The 15,916-nt window shown below is 75.4% G+C and carries 13 protein-coding genes; 5 read left to right on the forward strand and 8 right to left on the reverse strand.

Annotated features, from left to right (window positions below; genetic code table 11):
* Positions 1-44 precede the first annotated feature (44 nt).
* Entirely contained in the window at positions 45-593 is a 549-nt protein-coding gene (locus ACZ51S_RS26350) for a hypothetical protein (RefSeq protein WP_468803156.1), read from the forward strand.
* Here the strand turns inward: ACZ51S_RS26350 and ACZ51S_RS26355 are convergent.
* The 3 genes from ACZ51S_RS26355 to ACZ51S_RS26365 all read right to left on the reverse strand — a co-directional run bounded on the left by ACZ51S_RS26355 (position 574) and on the right by ACZ51S_RS26365 (position 6,164).
* Positions 574-1,779, reverse strand: a complete 1,206-nt coding sequence (locus ACZ51S_RS26355) for an SWIM zinc finger family protein (RefSeq protein ID WP_468962124.1) — start codon at positions 1,777-1,779, stop codon at positions 574-576. The genes ACZ51S_RS26350 and ACZ51S_RS26355 overlap by 20 nt on opposite strands.
* Positions 1,776-4,613 (reverse strand): DEAD/DEAH box helicase, encoded by a 2,838-nt coding sequence (locus ACZ51S_RS26360; RefSeq protein WP_468962126.1) that lies wholly within the window; start codon positions 4,611-4,613, stop codon positions 1,776-1,778. The genes ACZ51S_RS26355 and ACZ51S_RS26360 overlap by 4 nt, the downstream gene beginning before the upstream one ends.
* Before the next feature lie 165 nt (positions 4,614-4,778).
* A complete protein-coding gene (locus tag ACZ51S_RS26365) occupies positions 4,779-6,164 on the reverse strand; it encodes a helix-turn-helix domain-containing protein (protein WP_468962128.1) in 1,386 nt (461 codons plus the stop codon).
* Positions 6,165-6,358: 194 nt separating this feature from the next.
* Between ACZ51S_RS26365 and ACZ51S_RS26370 the strand changes: the two genes are divergently transcribed.
* Together ACZ51S_RS26370 and ACZ51S_RS26375 are read left to right on the forward strand one after the other, a co-directional pair.
* Positions 6,359-6,973 carry a hypothetical protein gene (locus ACZ51S_RS26370; RefSeq protein WP_468803152.1) on the forward strand — a complete coding sequence of 205 codons (615 nt, stop codon included), beginning with the start codon at positions 6,359-6,361 and terminating at the stop codon, positions 6,971-6,973.
* A gap of 90 nt (positions 6,974-7,063) precedes the next feature.
* Complete coding sequence (locus tag ACZ51S_RS26375; RefSeq protein ID WP_388936174.1) at positions 7,064-7,324, forward strand: DUF6343 family protein; 261 nt, start codon at positions 7,064-7,066, stop codon at positions 7,322-7,324.
* A gap of 12 nt (positions 7,325-7,336) precedes the next feature.
* Here the strand turns inward: ACZ51S_RS26375 and ACZ51S_RS26380 are convergent, their stop codons facing one another.
* From ACZ51S_RS26380 to rpsA, 4 genes are all read right to left on the reverse strand, one after another.
* The gene (locus tag ACZ51S_RS26380) at positions 7,337-7,669 is read right to left on the reverse strand and encodes a tetratricopeptide repeat protein (protein WP_388936176.1); all 333 of its coding nucleotides are present in this window, start codon (positions 7,667-7,669) and stop codon (positions 7,337-7,339) included.
* A 141-nt stretch (positions 7,670-7,810) separates the two neighbouring features.
* Positions 7,811-8,425, reverse strand: coding sequence for a dephospho-CoA kinase (gene coaE / locus ACZ51S_RS26385; protein ID WP_468477692.1), 615 nt, complete (start codon positions 8,423-8,425; stop codon positions 7,811-7,813).
* An 88-nt stretch (positions 8,426-8,513) separates the two neighbouring features.
* Positions 8,514-9,452 carry a PAC2 family protein gene (locus ACZ51S_RS26390; RefSeq protein WP_468803151.1) on the reverse strand — a complete coding sequence of 313 codons (939 nt, stop codon included), beginning with the start codon at positions 9,450-9,452 and terminating at the stop codon, positions 8,514-8,516.
* Between the two features lie 224 nt (positions 9,453-9,676).
* Positions 9,677-11,191, reverse strand: coding sequence for a 30S ribosomal protein S1 (gene rpsA / locus ACZ51S_RS26395; protein ID WP_007263497.1), 1,515 nt, complete (start codon positions 11,189-11,191; stop codon positions 9,677-9,679).
* Between the two features lie 371 nt (positions 11,192-11,562).
* Between rpsA and ACZ51S_RS26400 the strand changes: the two genes are divergently transcribed.
* Together ACZ51S_RS26400 and hrpB are read left to right on the forward strand one after the other, a co-directional pair.
* Positions 11,563-12,411 (forward strand): class I SAM-dependent methyltransferase, encoded by an 849-nt coding sequence (locus tag ACZ51S_RS26400; RefSeq protein WP_388935180.1) that lies wholly within the window; start codon positions 11,563-11,565, stop codon positions 12,409-12,411.
* Positions 12,412-12,415: 4 nt separating this feature from the next.
* The gene (hrpB, locus tag ACZ51S_RS26405; RefSeq protein WP_468962130.1) at positions 12,416-14,947 is read left to right on the forward strand and encodes an ATP-dependent helicase HrpB; all 2,532 of its coding nucleotides are present in this window, start codon (positions 12,416-12,418) and stop codon (positions 14,945-14,947) included.
* Here hrpB and pgfA read toward each other — a convergent pair.
* Positions 14,937-15,911: a cell envelope lipid trafficking protein PgfA gene (gene pgfA, locus ACZ51S_RS26410; protein ID WP_468477695.1), complete on the reverse strand. Its 975-nt coding sequence runs from the start codon at positions 15,909-15,911 to the stop codon at positions 14,937-14,939. The two genes, hrpB and pgfA, sit on opposite strands and share 11 nt — an antisense overlap.
* Positions 15,912-15,916: the final 5 nt, after the last annotated feature.

Consider the following 15,916-nt stretch of genomic DNA (forward strand, 5'->3'; position numbering starts at 1 on the left):
CGGTAGGCATTTCACTCCATCGTGTACTGGGTAGTGCCTACTTCATGACTGAACGACCGCTCCTGCTGCTCGACGTCGACGGCCCGCTGAATCCGTTCCGGTCCCTCTTCGCCGGCCTGCGCGGCTATACGAGCCACCGGATGCGCCCGGACGTCTGGCTCTCCTACCGCGACCCGGAGTCCCGCAAGGCCCGGCGCGGTGTCCGGGTGCGCCTCCATCCCTCCCACGGCGCCCGGCTGCGGGCCCTGCCCTTCGACCTCGCCTGGGCCACGGCCTGGACGCACCAGGCCAACACCTTGATCTCCCCGCACATCGGGCTCCCCTGCGACCTGCCCGTGGTGGAGTGGCCGGAGCTCTTCGCCCGGGACCCCGACGGCCTCTCCTGGAAGACCCGCCCGCTGCTCGACTGGGCGGCCGGCCGGCCCTTCGCGTGGGTCGACGACATGATCACCCCGCAGGACCGTGCCTGGGTCTCCTCCCACCACCCGGCTCCGAGCCTCCTGCTGCGCGTCCACCCCCGCCACGGACTGCGCGAACGGGATTTCGCCGCCCTCACCGCCTGGGCGGGGGAGGTCAGCGCAGCAGGGCGGTAACCGGGTCCGGGGACGGGCCGGCGGTGGGCCACCAGTCGGCGGCCTCCGGGCGGGACTCGTAGGCGTACCAGAGGCCCTCACGGCTCAGACGGAGCTGACGGGTGCGGGCGGTGAGGCGGTTGCGCTCGGGGCGGAAGGAACCCTGGCCCGCGGCGAGCAGCGCGGGGCGGGCCCGGTCGAAGGGCCCTGCCGGGGGGTCCCAGGGCTCTTCGAGGACGGTGAGCGCGGGCAGGCCCCCCTGCCGCCATGCCGCGGCGGCGCGGGCCAGGTCCGTGGTGCTGCGGCCGGTCGCCCGGGCCAGGTCGCGGTAGAGGGCGCGGGCGGTGCCGGTGAGGCCGGAGGTGGGGTGCGCCGAGGCCAGCCGGACGGCGTCCTGCCAGAGGGTGAGCCCGGCGATGGGGTCCTCGGCCGTGCCGAGCAGGGCCAGCGCGCGGGCGGCCGCGTCACCGGCGAGCTGCTCCAGCGCCAGCGGATCGGGCGCCGCCGGATCGGCTGGGTAGGCCGGCGGCGGCCCCGCGGCGGCCGGTGCGGGGAGCGGGGCGGGCAGTGGGGGCCGGCTGGTCCGGGCGAGCGCCGCGCGGGCCGGGACGCCGGGGAAGTCCGGTGCGGCACCGGGCTGTTCGCGCGCCGCGTGGGCGGCGTTTCGCCGGGCCAGTTCGTCGAGGAGCTCGCGCTCACCGCGGCCACGCAGGAGCAGCAGGACGAAGGGGTCGGCGTCGAGGAGCCGGGCCGCCCGGTAGCAGAGGGCCGCGGCGTGCTTGCAGGGCGGCCGCACCGTGTCCGGACAGGAGCAGCGCGCCCCGAGCTCCCCCGCGCCGGGCAGCAGGGTGTTCGCGAGGGACTGCGGGACCTCCCGCTCCAGCAGCGCGGCGAGGGCCGAGGGGTCGGCGGCCAGCGCCTCCAGCAGCGCGGACCACTCGGCGTCCGCGAAGGCGGGCAGGGACAGTTCGGTGCGGTAGGGGCGGGCCCGGCTGCCCCGGACGTAGGCCACGATCCGGCCGGGGGTGACCGTCACGGCGTCGACATGGCCTTCGGCGGCGTAGGCCTGACCGCGCTGGAGGCGGGCGGCGTCCTGCGCGCGCTCCTCCAGCGCGGCCACCCAGGCCCGGCCCCACCAGGTCGCGGCCGCCGCCCCGGCGGGCACGGTCTCGAAGGTGCGGCGGCGGTCGTCCCGCGCGGTGATCACGCCGGCCTCCGCAGGGAGACGAGATCGGCCAGCTCACGGTCGGTCAGCTCGGTCAGCGCCGACTCGCCGGAGCCGAGGACGGCATCGGCCAGGGCCCGCTTGCTCTCCAGCAGTTCGGCGATGCGGTCCTCCACGGTGCCTTCGGCGATGATGCGGTGGACCTGGACGGGCTGGGTCTGGCCGATGCGGTAGGCGCGGTCGGTGGCCTGCTCCTCGACGGCCGGGTTCCACCAGCGGTCGTAGTGGATCACGTGTCCGGCGCGGGTCAGGTTGAGGCCGGTGCCCGCGGCCTTGAGGGACAGCAGGAAGACGGGGACCTCGCCGGACTGGAAGCGGTCGACGAGCTCCTCGCGCCGCGGGACGGGGGTACCGCCGTGCAGGAGCTGCGAGGGGATGCCCCGGTCGGTGAGGTGGCGCTCCAGGATCCGGGCCATGGTCACGTACTGGGTGAAGACCAGGACCGAGCCGTCCTCGGCCAGGATCGTGTCCAGCAGCTCGTCCAGCAGGGCGAGTTTGCCCGAGCGGTGCGCGATGCGGGGACCGGCCCCCGGCACGTCCTGCTCCTTCAGGTACTGCGCGGGGTGGTTGCAGATCTGCTTGAGCGAGGCCAGCAACTTCATGATCATGCCGCGCCGCCCGATGCCCTCGCTGCCCTCGATCACGGCCATCGCCTCGTCCACCGCGGCCTGGTACAGGGAGACCTGTTCCCGGGTCAGGGACACCGGGTGGTCGGTCTCCGTCTTGGGGGGAAGCTCGGGCGCGATGCCGGGATCGGACTTCTTGCGGCGCAGCAGGAACGGCCGGACGAGGGCGGCCAGCCGGGCCACCGCCGCCTCGTTGCCCCCGTCCTCCTCCTGCTGGTGCTCGACCGGGCGGGCGTGCCGGGCCCGGAAGGCGGTGAGCGGGCCCAGCAGTCCCGGGGTCGTCCAGTCGAGCAGGGCCCACAGCTCGGAGAGGTTGTTCTCGACCGGCGTCCCGGTGAGGGCCACGCGGGCCGGGGCGGGGATGGTGCGCAGTGCCTTCGCGGTGGCCGAGTGGGGGTTCTTCACGTGCTGGGCCTCGTCCGCGACGACCATGCCCCAGCTGTGCCCGGCCAGCCGGGCGGCCGCCGCGCGCATCGTCCCGTACGTGGTGAGCACGAAGCCCCCGCCCACTCCGTCGAGGCTGCGGCCGGCGCCGTGGAAGCGGCGCACGGGGGTGCCGGGGGCGAACTTCTCGATCTCCCGCTGCCAGTTGCCCAGCAGGGACGCCGGGCAGACCACGAGGGTGGGCTCGGGACGGGCCCGGTGCAGGTGCAGGGCGATCAGCGTGACGGTCTTGCCCAGGCCCATGTCGTCGGCGAGGCAGCCGCCCAGCCCCAGGGAGGTCATCAGGTCCAGCCAGGCCAGCCCGCGCAGCTGGTAGTCCCGCAGGGTCGCCTTCAGGCCCGCGGGCGGCGCGACCGCGGCCGGCTCGCCGGCGAGCCGGTCCCGCAGGGCGGCCAGCGCCCCCACGGGTACCGCGGGTACCGCCTCGCCGTCCACCTCGGCCGTGCCGGTGAGTACGGCGGCCAGCGCGTCCACCGGGTCCAGCAGGCCCAGCTCCCGCTTGCGCGCCCTGCGCACGAGCTCGGGGTCGACCCGCACCCACTGGTCGCGCAGCCGCACCACGGGCCGGTGGGCCTGCGCGAGCGCGTCCATCTCGCCCGGAGTGAGCCGGTCCCCGCCGAGGGCCAGCTCCCAGGAGAAGGAGAACAGGGCGGCCGCGTCGAAGAAGGCGGTGCCGTCGGTCGCGGACCCGGGCGCGGCCGGCCGTACGACGGCGGTCGCGGAGAGCGTACGGGCCAGCTCGCGCGGCCAGTGCACGAGGACCCCGGCGGCGGCCAGGCGGGTCGCGGCGGTGCCGAGCAGGTCCTCCAGCTCGGGATCGGACAGCGCGAGGGCGTCGGGCACCGGCTGGTCGATCAGGCGCAGCAGCGGCGGCCAGACCCTGGCCGCGCGGCGCAGCGCGAGCACGGCGTCGATCCGGGCGCGCGGGCCGAAGCCGGCGCCCGCCGTCCCGGCCCAGAGCTGTCCGGCGTCGGCGATCAGGGTGGGGTCGGCGAGGCTGTGCACCTGGACCACGGCGGCTCCGGCGCGGCGGACGTCCTCCGGCTCGGCCTCGTCGAAGAGGCGGAAGGAGGACAGGTCCAGCCGGAGCGAGATCCCCACCCCGGCGTCGGCACCGGCCGCGACCTGCGCGGCCCACTCCCGTATCCCCGGCACCCGCTGCGGCTCCACGGCGGCGAACGGCCGCCCGGTGGCGAAGGGCGCGGCCGGCGTACGCGGAAGCACATCGGCGACGGCGTCGAGGAAGGCCCGGACCAGGGCCTCCGGCTCGGGCAGCGCGGTCGGCCGGCGTCCGGCGAGCGGGGTGGCGTACCCCTCGTACGGAAGGGCGGCCGCGACGGCGCGCAGGTACCCGACGTCCTCGGCGTCCAGCGGCCCGGCACGCCAGGCGTCGACCCCGTCGGCGGTCAGCCCGGGCAGCAGGCGGCCGCGCGCGGCGAGGGCCAGCGCCTGCGTGGCGGCGGTGCCCCAGGCGCGGGTGGCGGGATGCGCGGCGGGGCTGCCGGCGGCCCGCACCAGCACGGGCAGGGCGGCGGCCACCGACAGCGCCACCGCGGGCACGGTACGCGTGCGGACGCCGTCCCCGTGGGCCCGGACCACCTTCAGCGGATGCGGGGTCCCCAGCTCGGGCAGGGGGTCTCCCTCGGGGCACCAGAACGCCACCCGTCCCTCCCGGGGTACGGCGGCGGGGAGGAACACGGCGGCGCGGCGCAGCAACGACGGCTGCGGCGGCGGCTGCGCGGTCACGGGGTCCCCCTCCCTGGTGCTCGGCTCCGCCCGGTCATGGCGGATCCACTGCACCCGAGTCTAGGCGCGCCCACTGACAACGCCGCTGACCAGCGCATACGCCCGGCCGGAGGGGGGCGCGGTCAGCGCGCCCAGCGGGCCGGCTCTCTGGGCGCGCTGGCGCGGTCAGCGCGCCCAGCGGCCCAGCTCGCCGGCGAAGCCGTACTCGGGCCGGCCCGCCGCGGCGCTGGTGCGCCAGGGGACGCCGTCGTCGTCGAGGCGGAGGGTGCCGGACCCGCCGGGCCCGCTCCACCGCAGTTCGAGGTGCCAGTCACAGTCGCAGCCCGTGGCGGCCGCCGTGACCCGGAGCACGACCGGATCGGTGGCCGAGACGCGCAGCGGGAAGGCCGGCGCGGGGAGCCGGGTGCCGGCGTCGTTGCCCGCGACGGGCCGGGCCAGCGGCCTCGGCGCGTCCAGGTTCACCGCGAAGCCGGCCGGGGTGAGGCCGCCGCCGCAGCCCGGGGACATCTGGTACACGTTCCAGGGCGGCGGGGTCCGCCGTGCGTCCACCCGTACCTCCAGCCCCTGGAGCACCACGGCCCCCTCCCCGGTGCCGTGCAGGGTCACCTCGACGGTCTGGGTCCCGGCGTGCACGGCCCGCTGGGCCCGGGCCCAGGCGGGCGCGTCCGCCTCCACGGGCGGCGCGGGGACGGACTCCGGGGTCCGCCCGGAGAGGTAGGCGTGGTCACAGCCGGCGGCCCACACGTGGGAGCGGACGGCCGCCTTGAGCGGTGTCGCCACCGGCCCGGCCGGCGGGGCCGGCGAAGGCGCCGCCGCGCCGGCACCCGAGCCGGGGCCGGTGCCGGGGTCGGTGCCGGTGCTCCCTGAGGGCACCGGCGCGGGCGTTGACGTCGCCGGGGGTGTGCTCGCCCGCCCGCTCGGCGTGCCCGCCGGCCCGGCCGTCACGGAGGCGGGCCCGGTCGTGGGACCGGCGGCCCCGGCCGGGCCCGCCCCGGGGGTGCGCGGCCCGGGCCCGGCCGCCACCAGGACCGCGACGGCCACCGAGAGCGCCGCCGCCCCGGCCGCGCCCACCGCCACACCCCGCCGCCGGTACCAGCGCCCCGCCCCGGCCGGCGCACCACCCGTGACACCGGCCCCGGGCTCGGACCCGGACCCGCCGGCCTCGACCCCGGACCCCGCCCCCGACCCGGCCCCTGGCTCGGCTCCGGACCCGCCGGCCTCGGCCCCGGACCCCGCCTCCGACGCGGCCCCCGCCCCGGCCCCCGCGACCGCCCCGGCCGCCGGTGCGGCCCGGCCCGCCGACCGGCGTCGCGCGTCCGCCAGCAGCCAGGCGCGGTGCAGGTCCACCGCCTCCTCCCGCGCGGCCCCGCAGGTCCGGGCGAAGCGGTCCACCACGGCGAACTCCGCCGGCACCGCCTCCCCCGCGCAGTACCGGTGCAGTGTCGAAGTGCTCGTGTGCAGCTTGCGCGCGAGCGTTCCGTAACTCAGTCCGGCGCGCTCCTTCAGCTCCCGCATCAGCCGCGCGAATTCCTCGGTCTCCGCCTCGCCCATCAGGCTCCCCCTCCCGTGACTCCGTCCCATGCCGGGGGTGTTCCCGCAGGTGACGGCACGTACAGCCGTTCCAGTGTCCCGGTTCCGCCGCAAACCGTGCCCCTCTGCCCCCCGAGCGGGAAGGCTGTTCGTAGCGGTCGTCCACCGGCCGCACCGCACGACGTACGCAACCGCACCTCTCACGGGGAGACACCGTGTTCCGACGCTCCAGCACCTCGGCCCTCGCCGCCGCCGCCCTCGCGGCGGCCGCCGCCCTCACCCTGACCGCCTCGGGCACCGCCGCGGCCGCCACCGCCCCCGGCTTCCTGAACGGCACCGACCTGCCCCCGCACCCCTCCTCCGCCTGGTACCCGGGCAAGGTCACCAAGGGGCTGCCCGAGAACGCGCCCTTCTGCCTGGAGGGGGTCCTTCCGGCCGCCGGCAGCTGGCACCGCGACTTCGGCACCGAGGTCGACACCGGTGCCGTCCAGATCTCCGTACGCACCGCTTCGGGCGCCGCCGCCGCGAAGCTCGCCGCCACCCTGGAGCGCCGGGTCGCCGCCTGCGCCGCGGACTGGCTGCGCACGAACCCGGGCGGGACGGCGTCCTGGCAGGACTACGGAAAGCTGGCCGTGGAGGAGGGCGCACACGTCTACGGGGTGGGCACCTCGATCCCGGAGTCCGAGCCGGGCGTGCACCTGTACGGGATCGGACGCGACGGCTCCACCGTGACGGTCGTGAAGTGGGGCCAGATGGGGAACCTGCCCGACGCTCCCGTGCCCGCCTTCAAGAAGACGACCACGACGGCCGTGAACAAGCTCAATCCCTGACCGCGGCCGCGGCCGGTCTCGGCGCTTACCGCGCCGCGCCCCGGGTGGGAGCATGGAACGGAGGCTTCCGTACGGGATGGGGCGATGGCCATGCGTACCGGGAACGAGCCGGTGACCGCGCGCAGTCCGCTGCGGCTGCGGTTCTGGCTGAGCCTGTGGGGACTGATCTGGGCCGCCGGCGGGGCGGCCGCCTTCTCGCTGGCCGGCCGTTCCGGGTGGGCGGCCGCCTGCGCGGCGGTCGCGCTGCTGGCCGCCGTCGACCTGGCCGTCGTCGTCCGGCACATCCGTCAGGGCCCGCACTACCAGCCGGGGGCGGACGTGCCCCCGTACGAGCCTCCGCGCGAGCGCTGAGCCGGCCGCGGCTCAGCGCTCGAAGCGGGCCGCTTCGAGGTACTCGGGCTGCGGGTCGAGGGCGGCGGCGAGCCGGAAGTGCCGGCGGGCCTGCTCGGGGCGCCCGGACCGCTCGTGGGTGCGCGCGAGCGCGAAGTGGGCGAAGGCGTTGTCCGGCTCCCGCTCCAGCACCAGCTCGAACTCCAGCTGGGCGGGCCGCAGCTGGGCCGCCGCGAAGAAGGCACGGGCGCGCAGCAGCCGGGCCGCGGTGTTCTCCGGGTGGGCGGCTATGACGGAGTCGAGCAGCCGGACCGCGCCGCGCGGGTCGCGGGCGGCCAGGAGGTGCTCGGCGGCACGGTAGTCGATGACGTGGGTCTCGGGGCTCGCGGAACCCGGAGATCCAGCGGGTCCGGGTCCCGGTCCGGTGGGCGGCGGCGGGGGCGTGGTTTCGGACACGGTGTCTTTCCTTCCCTCTACGGGCGCGTTCAACGCCCTCCGCCGCTGCCCCTATTCCGTGGGGGCCTTGGCCGCGGCCCTGGCCGTCAGCTCTTCCCAGACCTTGCGCACCTGCGGCTCCAGCGCCTCCAGCGGCCCGTCGTTGTCGATCACGAGGGTGGCCACCGCCAGCCGCTGCTCGCGGGTGGCCTGGGCGGCCATCCGGGCGCGGGCCTCCTCCTCGGTCATCCCGCGCAGTGCGGTCAGCCGGGCCAGCTGCGTTTCGGGGGCCGCGTCCACGACCACGACGAGGTCGTACAGGGGCGCGAGGCCGTTCTCCGTGAGGAGCGGTACGTCGTGCACCACGATCGCGCCGGGTCCGGCCGCGCGCTCCAGGTCGGCGGACCGGGCCCCGACGAGGGGGTGCACGATGGCGTTGAGGGTGCGGAGCTTCTCCGGGTCGGCGAAGACGACCGCCCCCAGCCGGGGCCGGTCCAGCCGTCCGTCGGCGGTGAGGACGGAGTCCCCGAAGGCCTCCGCGACGGCCGCGAGTCCGGGTGTGCCCGGCTCGACGACCTCCCGCGCGATCCGGTCGGCGTCCACGACGACCGCCCCGTATCCCGCCAGCAGCCGCGAGACCTCGCTCTTGCCGGCACCGATTCCGCCTGTCAGGCCCACTTTCAGCATGGTCAGCACCCTAGGCGGTGTCCCACCGGCGGGGAACACCGCCCGGGGGGGGGACCACCGCGGCGCGGGCGCCCCTGACAGCCGGGGCCTACGCCTCGCCCTCGCGTTCCGCCAGGAACTTCTCGAACTCGCGGCCGATCTCCTCGGCCGAGGGGATCTCGGCCGGCTCGGCGATCATGTTGCCGCGGGTCTCGGCCCCGGCCGCGGCGTCGTACTGGTGCTCCAGGCCCTGGACGAGGCTGACGAGTTCCTCGTCGCCCTCGCGGATCTGCCGGTCGATCTCCGTCTGGGTCCGGTGGGCCTCGGTGCGCAGGGCGTGCGCGACGGCCGGCAGGACCAGCCCGGTGGCGGCCGTGATGGCCTCCAGCGCGGTCAGGGCCGCGTCGGGGTAGGCGGAGCGGGCGACGTAGTGCGGGACGTGCGCGGCGACGCCGAGTACGTCGTGTCCGGCCTGGGCGAGGCGGAACTCGACCAGCGATTCGGCGCTGCCGGGCACCTGGGCCTCGTCGAAGGGGCTGCGGTGGCCGGGCATCAGGTCGGTCCGGTTGCCGTGCGGGGTGATGCCGACGGGCCGGGTGTGCGGCACGCCCATCGGGATGCCGTGGAAGTTGACCGAGAGCCGGACGCCGAGCCGCTCCACGATCTGCCGGACGGCGGCGGCGAAGCGCTCCCACTCCACGTCCGGCTCCGGGCCGGAGAGCAGCAGGAAGGGCGCGCCGGTGGCGTCCTGGACCAGGCGCACCTCCAGGCGGGGCTCCTCGAAGTCGCTCCAGTGGTCGCGCTGGAAGGTCAACAGCGGGCGGCGTGCCCGGTAGTCCACCAGCCGGTCCGCGTCGAAGCGGGCCACCACCTGGTGGGGCAGGGTGTCGAGGAGCCGCTCGACGATCTGTTCGCCGGTCTCACCCGCGTCGATGTACCCCTCGAAGTGGTAGAGCATGACCAGTCCGGCCGAGTCCTGGGTCAGCGCCAGGTCGGCCACCGCCAGGCCCTTGGCGTCCCATTCGTACAGACCCTGTGGATCAAGCACCGTCACCAGTCCTCCCTCGCGCCGTGTTCCCTGCGGAGAACGTCCGGGGTCGCGCGGCCATTCCCCGTTCGGCCGTGTTAACAGAAACGCAACGCGACGGCGGCCGGACTCACGGTGCCCGGCGGGGCCCGGCGCACGGCCGGGGAACGCGGCGAGGCCCGCCCCCCGAAGGGGACGGGCCTCGTCGTTCAGCTCGGCTCACACCGGAGTGTGATGCGCTGCGATCAGCTCTGGCCGCCGGCCAGCTTCTCGCGGAGCGCGGCCAGGGCCTCGTCCGACGCCAGGGCGCCGGAGGTCTCGTCCGCACCCTCGGAGGAGTACGAACCACCGGAGACGCCCGCACCGGCGTTGCCACCGGCGGCCGGGGCGGCAGCGCCCTCGGCGGCAGCGGCCTCGTCGGCCTCGCGGCTCTTGATGACCTGGGCCTGGTGCTGCTCGAAGCGGACCTGCGCCTCGGCGTACTGGCGCTCCCACGTCTCGCGCTGGGTCTCGTAGCCCTCGAGCCAGTCGTTGGTCTCGGGGTCGAAGCCCTCGGGGTAGATGTAGTTGCCCTGGTCGTCGTAGGACGCGGCCATGCCGTACAGGGTCGGGTCGAACTCGACCGACGCCGGGTCGGCACCGAAGGACTCGTTGGCCTGCTTGAGGGACAGCGAGATCCGGCGACGCTCGAGGTCGATGTCGATGACCTTGACGAAGATCTCGTCGTTGACCTGGACGACCTGCTCCGGGATCTCCACGTGGCGCTCGGCCAGCTCGGAGATGTGGACCAGACCCTCGATGCCCTCGTCCACGCGGACGAACGCACCGAACGGAACCAGCTTGGTGACCTTACCCGGGACGACCTGGCCGATCTGGTGGGTCCGGGCGAACTGCTGCCACGGGTCCTCCTGCGTCGCCTTCAGCGACAGGGAGACGCGCTCGCGGTCCATGTCGACGTCGAGGACCTCGACGGTGACTTCCTGGCCGACCTCGACAACCTCGGACGGGTGGTCGATGTGCTTCCAGGAGAGCTCGGAGACGTGCACGAGACCGTCGACGCCACCCAGGTCCACGAAGGCACCGAAGTTGACGATCGAGGAGACGACGCCGGAGCGGACCTGACCCTTCTGCAGGGTGGTGAGGAACGTCTGGCGAACCTCGGACTGGGTCTGCTCGAGCCAGGCGCGGCGGGACAGGACCACGTTGTTGCGGTTCTTGTCCAGCTCGATGATCTTCGCCTCGAGCTCCTTGCCCACGTAGGGCTGGAGGTCGCGGACGCGGCGCATCTCGACGAGGGAGGCCGGCAGGAAGCCACGGAGGCCGATGTCGAGGATGAGACCACCCTTGACGACCTCGATGACGGTGCCGGTGACGATGCCGTCTTCTTCCTTGATCTTCTCGATCGTGCCCCAGGCACGCTCGTACTGAGCGCGCTTCTTGGACAGGATCAGACGGCCTTCCTTGTCCTCCTTCTGGAGAACCAGGGCCTCGATCTCGTCGCCGACCTTGACGACCTCGTTCGGGTCGACGTCGTGCTTGATCGAGAGCTCGCGGCTCGGGATCACGCCTTCGGTCTTGTAACCGATGTCGAGCAGGACCTCGTCCCGGTCGACCTTCACGATGACGCCGTCGACGATGTCGCCGTCGTTGAAGTACTTGATCGTCTCGTCGATCGCGGCCAGGAAGGCTTCCGCGTTACCGATGTCGTTGACCGCTACCTGCGGAGGGGTGGTGGCGGTGGTCTCGGTGCTGCTCGTCATGTGGGAAAGGGCTCCGGTTACGGACAGAAAGTCGTAGGTACTGCTACGCCGGGAGCCCTTATCGGCACCTGCCGAAGAAGCCGGACAGCCAAAGAAGCCCCTGAATCCCCTGGAAGGGGAAGGGCCTCGAAAACCGAGGGGACATCAACAGATGCAAGCGCAGCCTGCTAGGTCTGAGGAGCACAGGCTCGCAGCGCAACTTGTAGCATACGGGGGCAGCCGGGAAGGGTCAATGCGCGAAGGCGCACACCGCGGGCAGATCACCGCAAAACCGGCGCAATTCGTGGGCGGCGACGCGGTGATGAGCACTCCGTACGACTTTCCGGCCGTCCCGACCACCGAGCCATCCGCAGACTACGACGACGGGCCCCATGAACCAAGAGGACTACGCCCCCGAAGACGCCCGCGGGGCGGGCAGCACCGCCGAGGACGAGGCCGAGGCCACCCGGCGTGACGCGGGCGAGGCGGAGAGCAGCCGCGCCAGCCGCGGCTGGTGGGACCGCAACGCCGACGAGTACCAGAGCGAGCACGGCGCCTTCCTCGGCGACGACCGCTTCGTCTGGGGCCCCGAGGGCCTGGACGAGGCCGACGCCGCCCTGCTGGGGCCCGCCGCCTCCCTCAAGGGCAAGCACGTCCTGGAGATCGGCGCCGGCGCCGCCCAGTGCTCGCGCTGGCTCGCCGCCCAGGGCGCCCGCCCGGTGGCCCTCGACCTCTCCCACCGCCAGCTCCAGCACGCCCTGCGCATCGGCGGGGACGTCCCGCTCGTCGAGGCCGACGCCGGCCGGCTCCCCTTCCGCGACGGCTCCTTCGACCTCGCCTGCTCGGCGTACGGGGCCGTCCCCTTCGTCGCCGACCCGGTGAACGTCATGCGCGAGGTGCGCCGCGTCCTGCGCCCCGGAGGCCGCTGGGTCTTCTCCGTGACCCACCCGATCCGCTGGGCCTTTCCCGACGAGCCCGGCCCCGCGGGTCTCTCCGTCTCCGCCTCCTACTTCGACCGGACCCCGTACGTCGAGCAGGACGAGCGGGGCCGCGCCGTCTACGTCGAGCACCACCGCACCATCGGCGACCGCGTCCGGGACGTGGTCGCGGGCGGCTTCCGGCTGCTGGACCTCGTGGAGCCGCAGTGGCCGGAGTGGAACAGCCAGGAGTGGGGCGGCTGGTCCCCGCTGCGCGGCAACCTGATCCCGGGCACCGCGATCTTCGTCTGCGAGAGGGACTGACCCCTTGATCCGCCAGGCCGCCCTCGACGCCCTCCCCGTGCGGGAGGCCGTGCCCGCGCTCGTCTCGGCACTGGACGAGCGGGGCACGGCCGTGCTGTGCGCCCCGCCCGGTACGGGCAAGACCACCCTCGTGCCGCTCGTCCTGGCCGGGCTGACGGGCGGCGGGCCGCCGCGCCGGGTGGTCGTCGCCGAGCCCCGGCGGATCGCCGCCCGGGCGGCGGCGCGGCGGATGGCGTGGCTGCTGGGCGAGGCCGTCGGGGGCTCGGTGGGCTTCACCGTGCGCGGGGAGCGCGTCGTGGGCCGGGACACGGCCGTCGAGGTGGTGACCACCGGCGTACTGCTCCAGCGCCTCCAGCGCGACCAGGAGCTCGCCGGGGTGGACGTGGTGGTCCTGGACGAGTGCCACGAGCGGCACCTGGACGCCGACACGGTGGCCGCCTTCCTGCTGGACGTACGCGAGACCCTGCGCCCGGAGCTGCGCCTGGTGGCGGCCTCGGCGACGACCGACGCGGCCGGCTGGGCCCGGCTGCTGGGGGACGCGCCGGTGGTGGAGGCCGCCGGGGTCGCGTACCCGGTGGAGACCGTGTGGGCTCCGCCGGCCCGGCCGGTGCGGCCGCCGCACGGGATGAGGGTGGATCCGGCGCAGCTCGCGCACGTGGCCTCGGTGGTGCGCCGGGCGCTGGCGGAACGTTCCGGCGACGTGCTGTGCTTCCTGCCCGGCGTCGGGGAGATCGCCCGCGTCGCCGGGCAGCTGGCCGGGGTGGACGCCGAGGTGCTCCAGGTCCACGGCCGGGCGCCGGCCGCCGTGCAGGACGCGGCGCTGACCGCCTCGGCGCACCGCCGGGTGATCCTCTCGACCGCCGTCGCGGAGTCGAGCCTGACCGTGCCGGGCGTACGGGTGGTCGTGGACTCCGGGCTGGCCCGCGAGCCCCGGGTGGACCACGCCCGGGGGCTGGGCGCGCTGGCGACGGTACGGGCCTCCCGCGCGGCGGGCCGCCAGCGGGCGGGCCGGGCCGGACGCGAGGCGCCGGGGGTGGTGTACCGGTGCTGGGCCGAGGCGGAGGACGGCCGGCTGCCCGCCTTCCCCTCCCCCGAGATCCGGATCGCGGACCTGGCGCCGTTCGCGCTCCAGGCCGCCTGCTGGGGCGACCCGGACGCCGCCGGGCTGGCGCTGCTGGACCCGCCGCCCGCCGGGGCCATGGCCGCCGCCCGGGAGGTACTGGTGGCCGTCGGGGCGGTGGACGCCGCGGGACGGCCGACCCCGCGCGGGCGGCGCACGGCCCGGCTGGGCCTGCACCCGCGGCTGGCGCGTGCGCTGCTGGACGGCGCCGGGGCGCTGGGCGCGCGGCGGGCCGCCGAGGTGGTGGCGCTGCTGAGCGAGGAGCCGCCGCGGGAGTACGGGGACGACCTGGCGGCGGCCTGGCGTGCGGCCCGCCGGGGCGGTGACCCGTACGCGGGCCGCTGGCGCGCGGAGGTGGGCCGCCTGGAGCGCGCGCTGTCCGGCGACGCCGCCGCGCGGGGCGCCTCCCCGGCCGGGGCCCCGGGCGCGGCGACGGCCGGCGACGACCACGCCGCCGCCCTCGTCGCCGCGCTCGCCTTCCCGGAGCGGGTGGCCCGGGCCAGGGGCGCGGGCGCGTTCCTGATGGCCTCGGGGACCGGCGCCGAGCTGGGCGGGGGCTCCGCGCTGCGCGACGCGCCCTGGCTGGCGGTGGCCGTCGCCGACCGGGCCCCGCACGCGGCGTCCGCACGGGTCCGGCTGGCGGCGGTCCTCGACGAGGACACCGCCCGTGCCGCCGCCGGACACCTACTGGCCCGCGGGGAGGAGGTCCGCTGGGAGGACGGGGACGTGGTCGCCCGCTCCGCCGAGCGGCTCGGAGCGATCGAACTGGTGGCGCGCCCGCTGCGCGACCCCGCCCCGGCGCCGGTACGGGCGGCCCTGCTGGACGGGCTGCGCACCGAGGGCCTGGACCTGCTGCGCTGGTCCCCGGACGCGCGGGCGCTGCGGGCCCGGATCGGCTTCCTGCACCGTACGCTCGGCGGCTCCTGGCCCGACGTGGCGGACGACGCGGCACTGCTGGAGCGGGCCGACGACTGGCTGGAGCCCGAGCTGTCGCGGGCCCGGCGCCGTGCCGACCTGGGCCGGATCGACGCCGGACAGGCCCTGAACCGGCTGCTCCCCTGGGCCACGGGGGAGGCCGCGCGGCTGGACGAGCTGGCGCCCGAGCGGATCGAGGTCCCCAGCGGGTCCCGGATCCGTGTCGACTACACGGCCGAGCAGCCGGTGCTCGCGGTCAAGCTCCAGGAACTGTTCGGGCTGGCCGAGACCCCGCGCGTGGCGGGGGTGCCGCTGCTGGTCCACCTGCTGTCGCCGGCGGGCCGGCCGGCCGCCGTCACCGCCGACCTGGCCTCCTTCTGGCGGGGCGGCTACCGCGCCGTCCGCGCCGAGCTGCGCGGCCGCTACCCCCGGCATCCGTGGCCGGAGGACCCGGCGACGGCCGAGCCCACCCGCCACACCAACGCCCGGCTCAGGCGCTGACCGCCCCGTCCCGGGCGCGGCGGCCCCGGGCCTCCAGCCAGAGGGCGCAGGCGAGCAGCGCCAGCCCGCCGGCGGCGAGGCCGGCCGGGGCGTAGGTGTGCAGCGCGAGGACCTTCGTACGGTTGGCGGAGACCAGGTCGAAGGTGTGCTCCGCGTAGTCCTCGCGCATCGTGACGTGTCCGGCGAAGGCGGTGAGCCTGCCGTCCGGGGCTCCCGCCGCGATGCCGCCGCGCATCTCCTGCTGGATGTCCTGCTCGGCGTTGACGGGTGCGCCGGTCACCGGGTCCACCCAGAACCGGGCCGTGACCGTGTACCAGAGGGTGGTGCCGGTGGTCTGCTCGATGGTGGCGGGGTCGATGCCCTCGATCGGCATCTTCTTCGGCATGGACACCTTGGTCCAGGGGACGGTCTGCTCGAAGTAGTAGACGTCCATGCCGCGGTAGGTGCGCGGTCCGAGGTAGTGGACCGGGGAGGAGGTGCGGGTCTGGGCGTCGAAGTAGAGGTAGTCGCGCGGCTCGGTGAAGAAGGGCCACTTGAACTCGATGCCCTCGCGCTCGACCGGGTCCCCGTCGACCATCTCGCCGGTGGCGTGCACCGGGTCCTGGGTGTGGGCGTCGAAGATGTAGCGCTCGGGGATCTGCGAGACCGTCTTGCCGTCGGGCCCGATGATGTGGGAGAGCGTGTCCCAGACGACCACGTCCTTGCCGGCGTCGGCCTCGATCTCCCTCGACGCCTCGACGTTGCCCTTGAGGGTCTGGACGATCGTGACCTTGTCGACCTTCTTGGGCCGCATGCCGCCGGAGTAGTCGAGGAGGGTGGCGTCCCTGGCCTCCAGGACCATCTCCTGGTACTGGCCGGGCGGGACCTTGGCGAGCCGCGGGTACGCGTACCAGCGCAGCAGTGGTGCGAGGGCCGCGCAGAACACGGCCAGGGCAAGGAGGACGAGGCTGGCTCTGCGTCGCACGGCCG

The sequence above is a fragment of the Streptomyces sp. NPDC034043 genome (assembly GCF_055575675.1).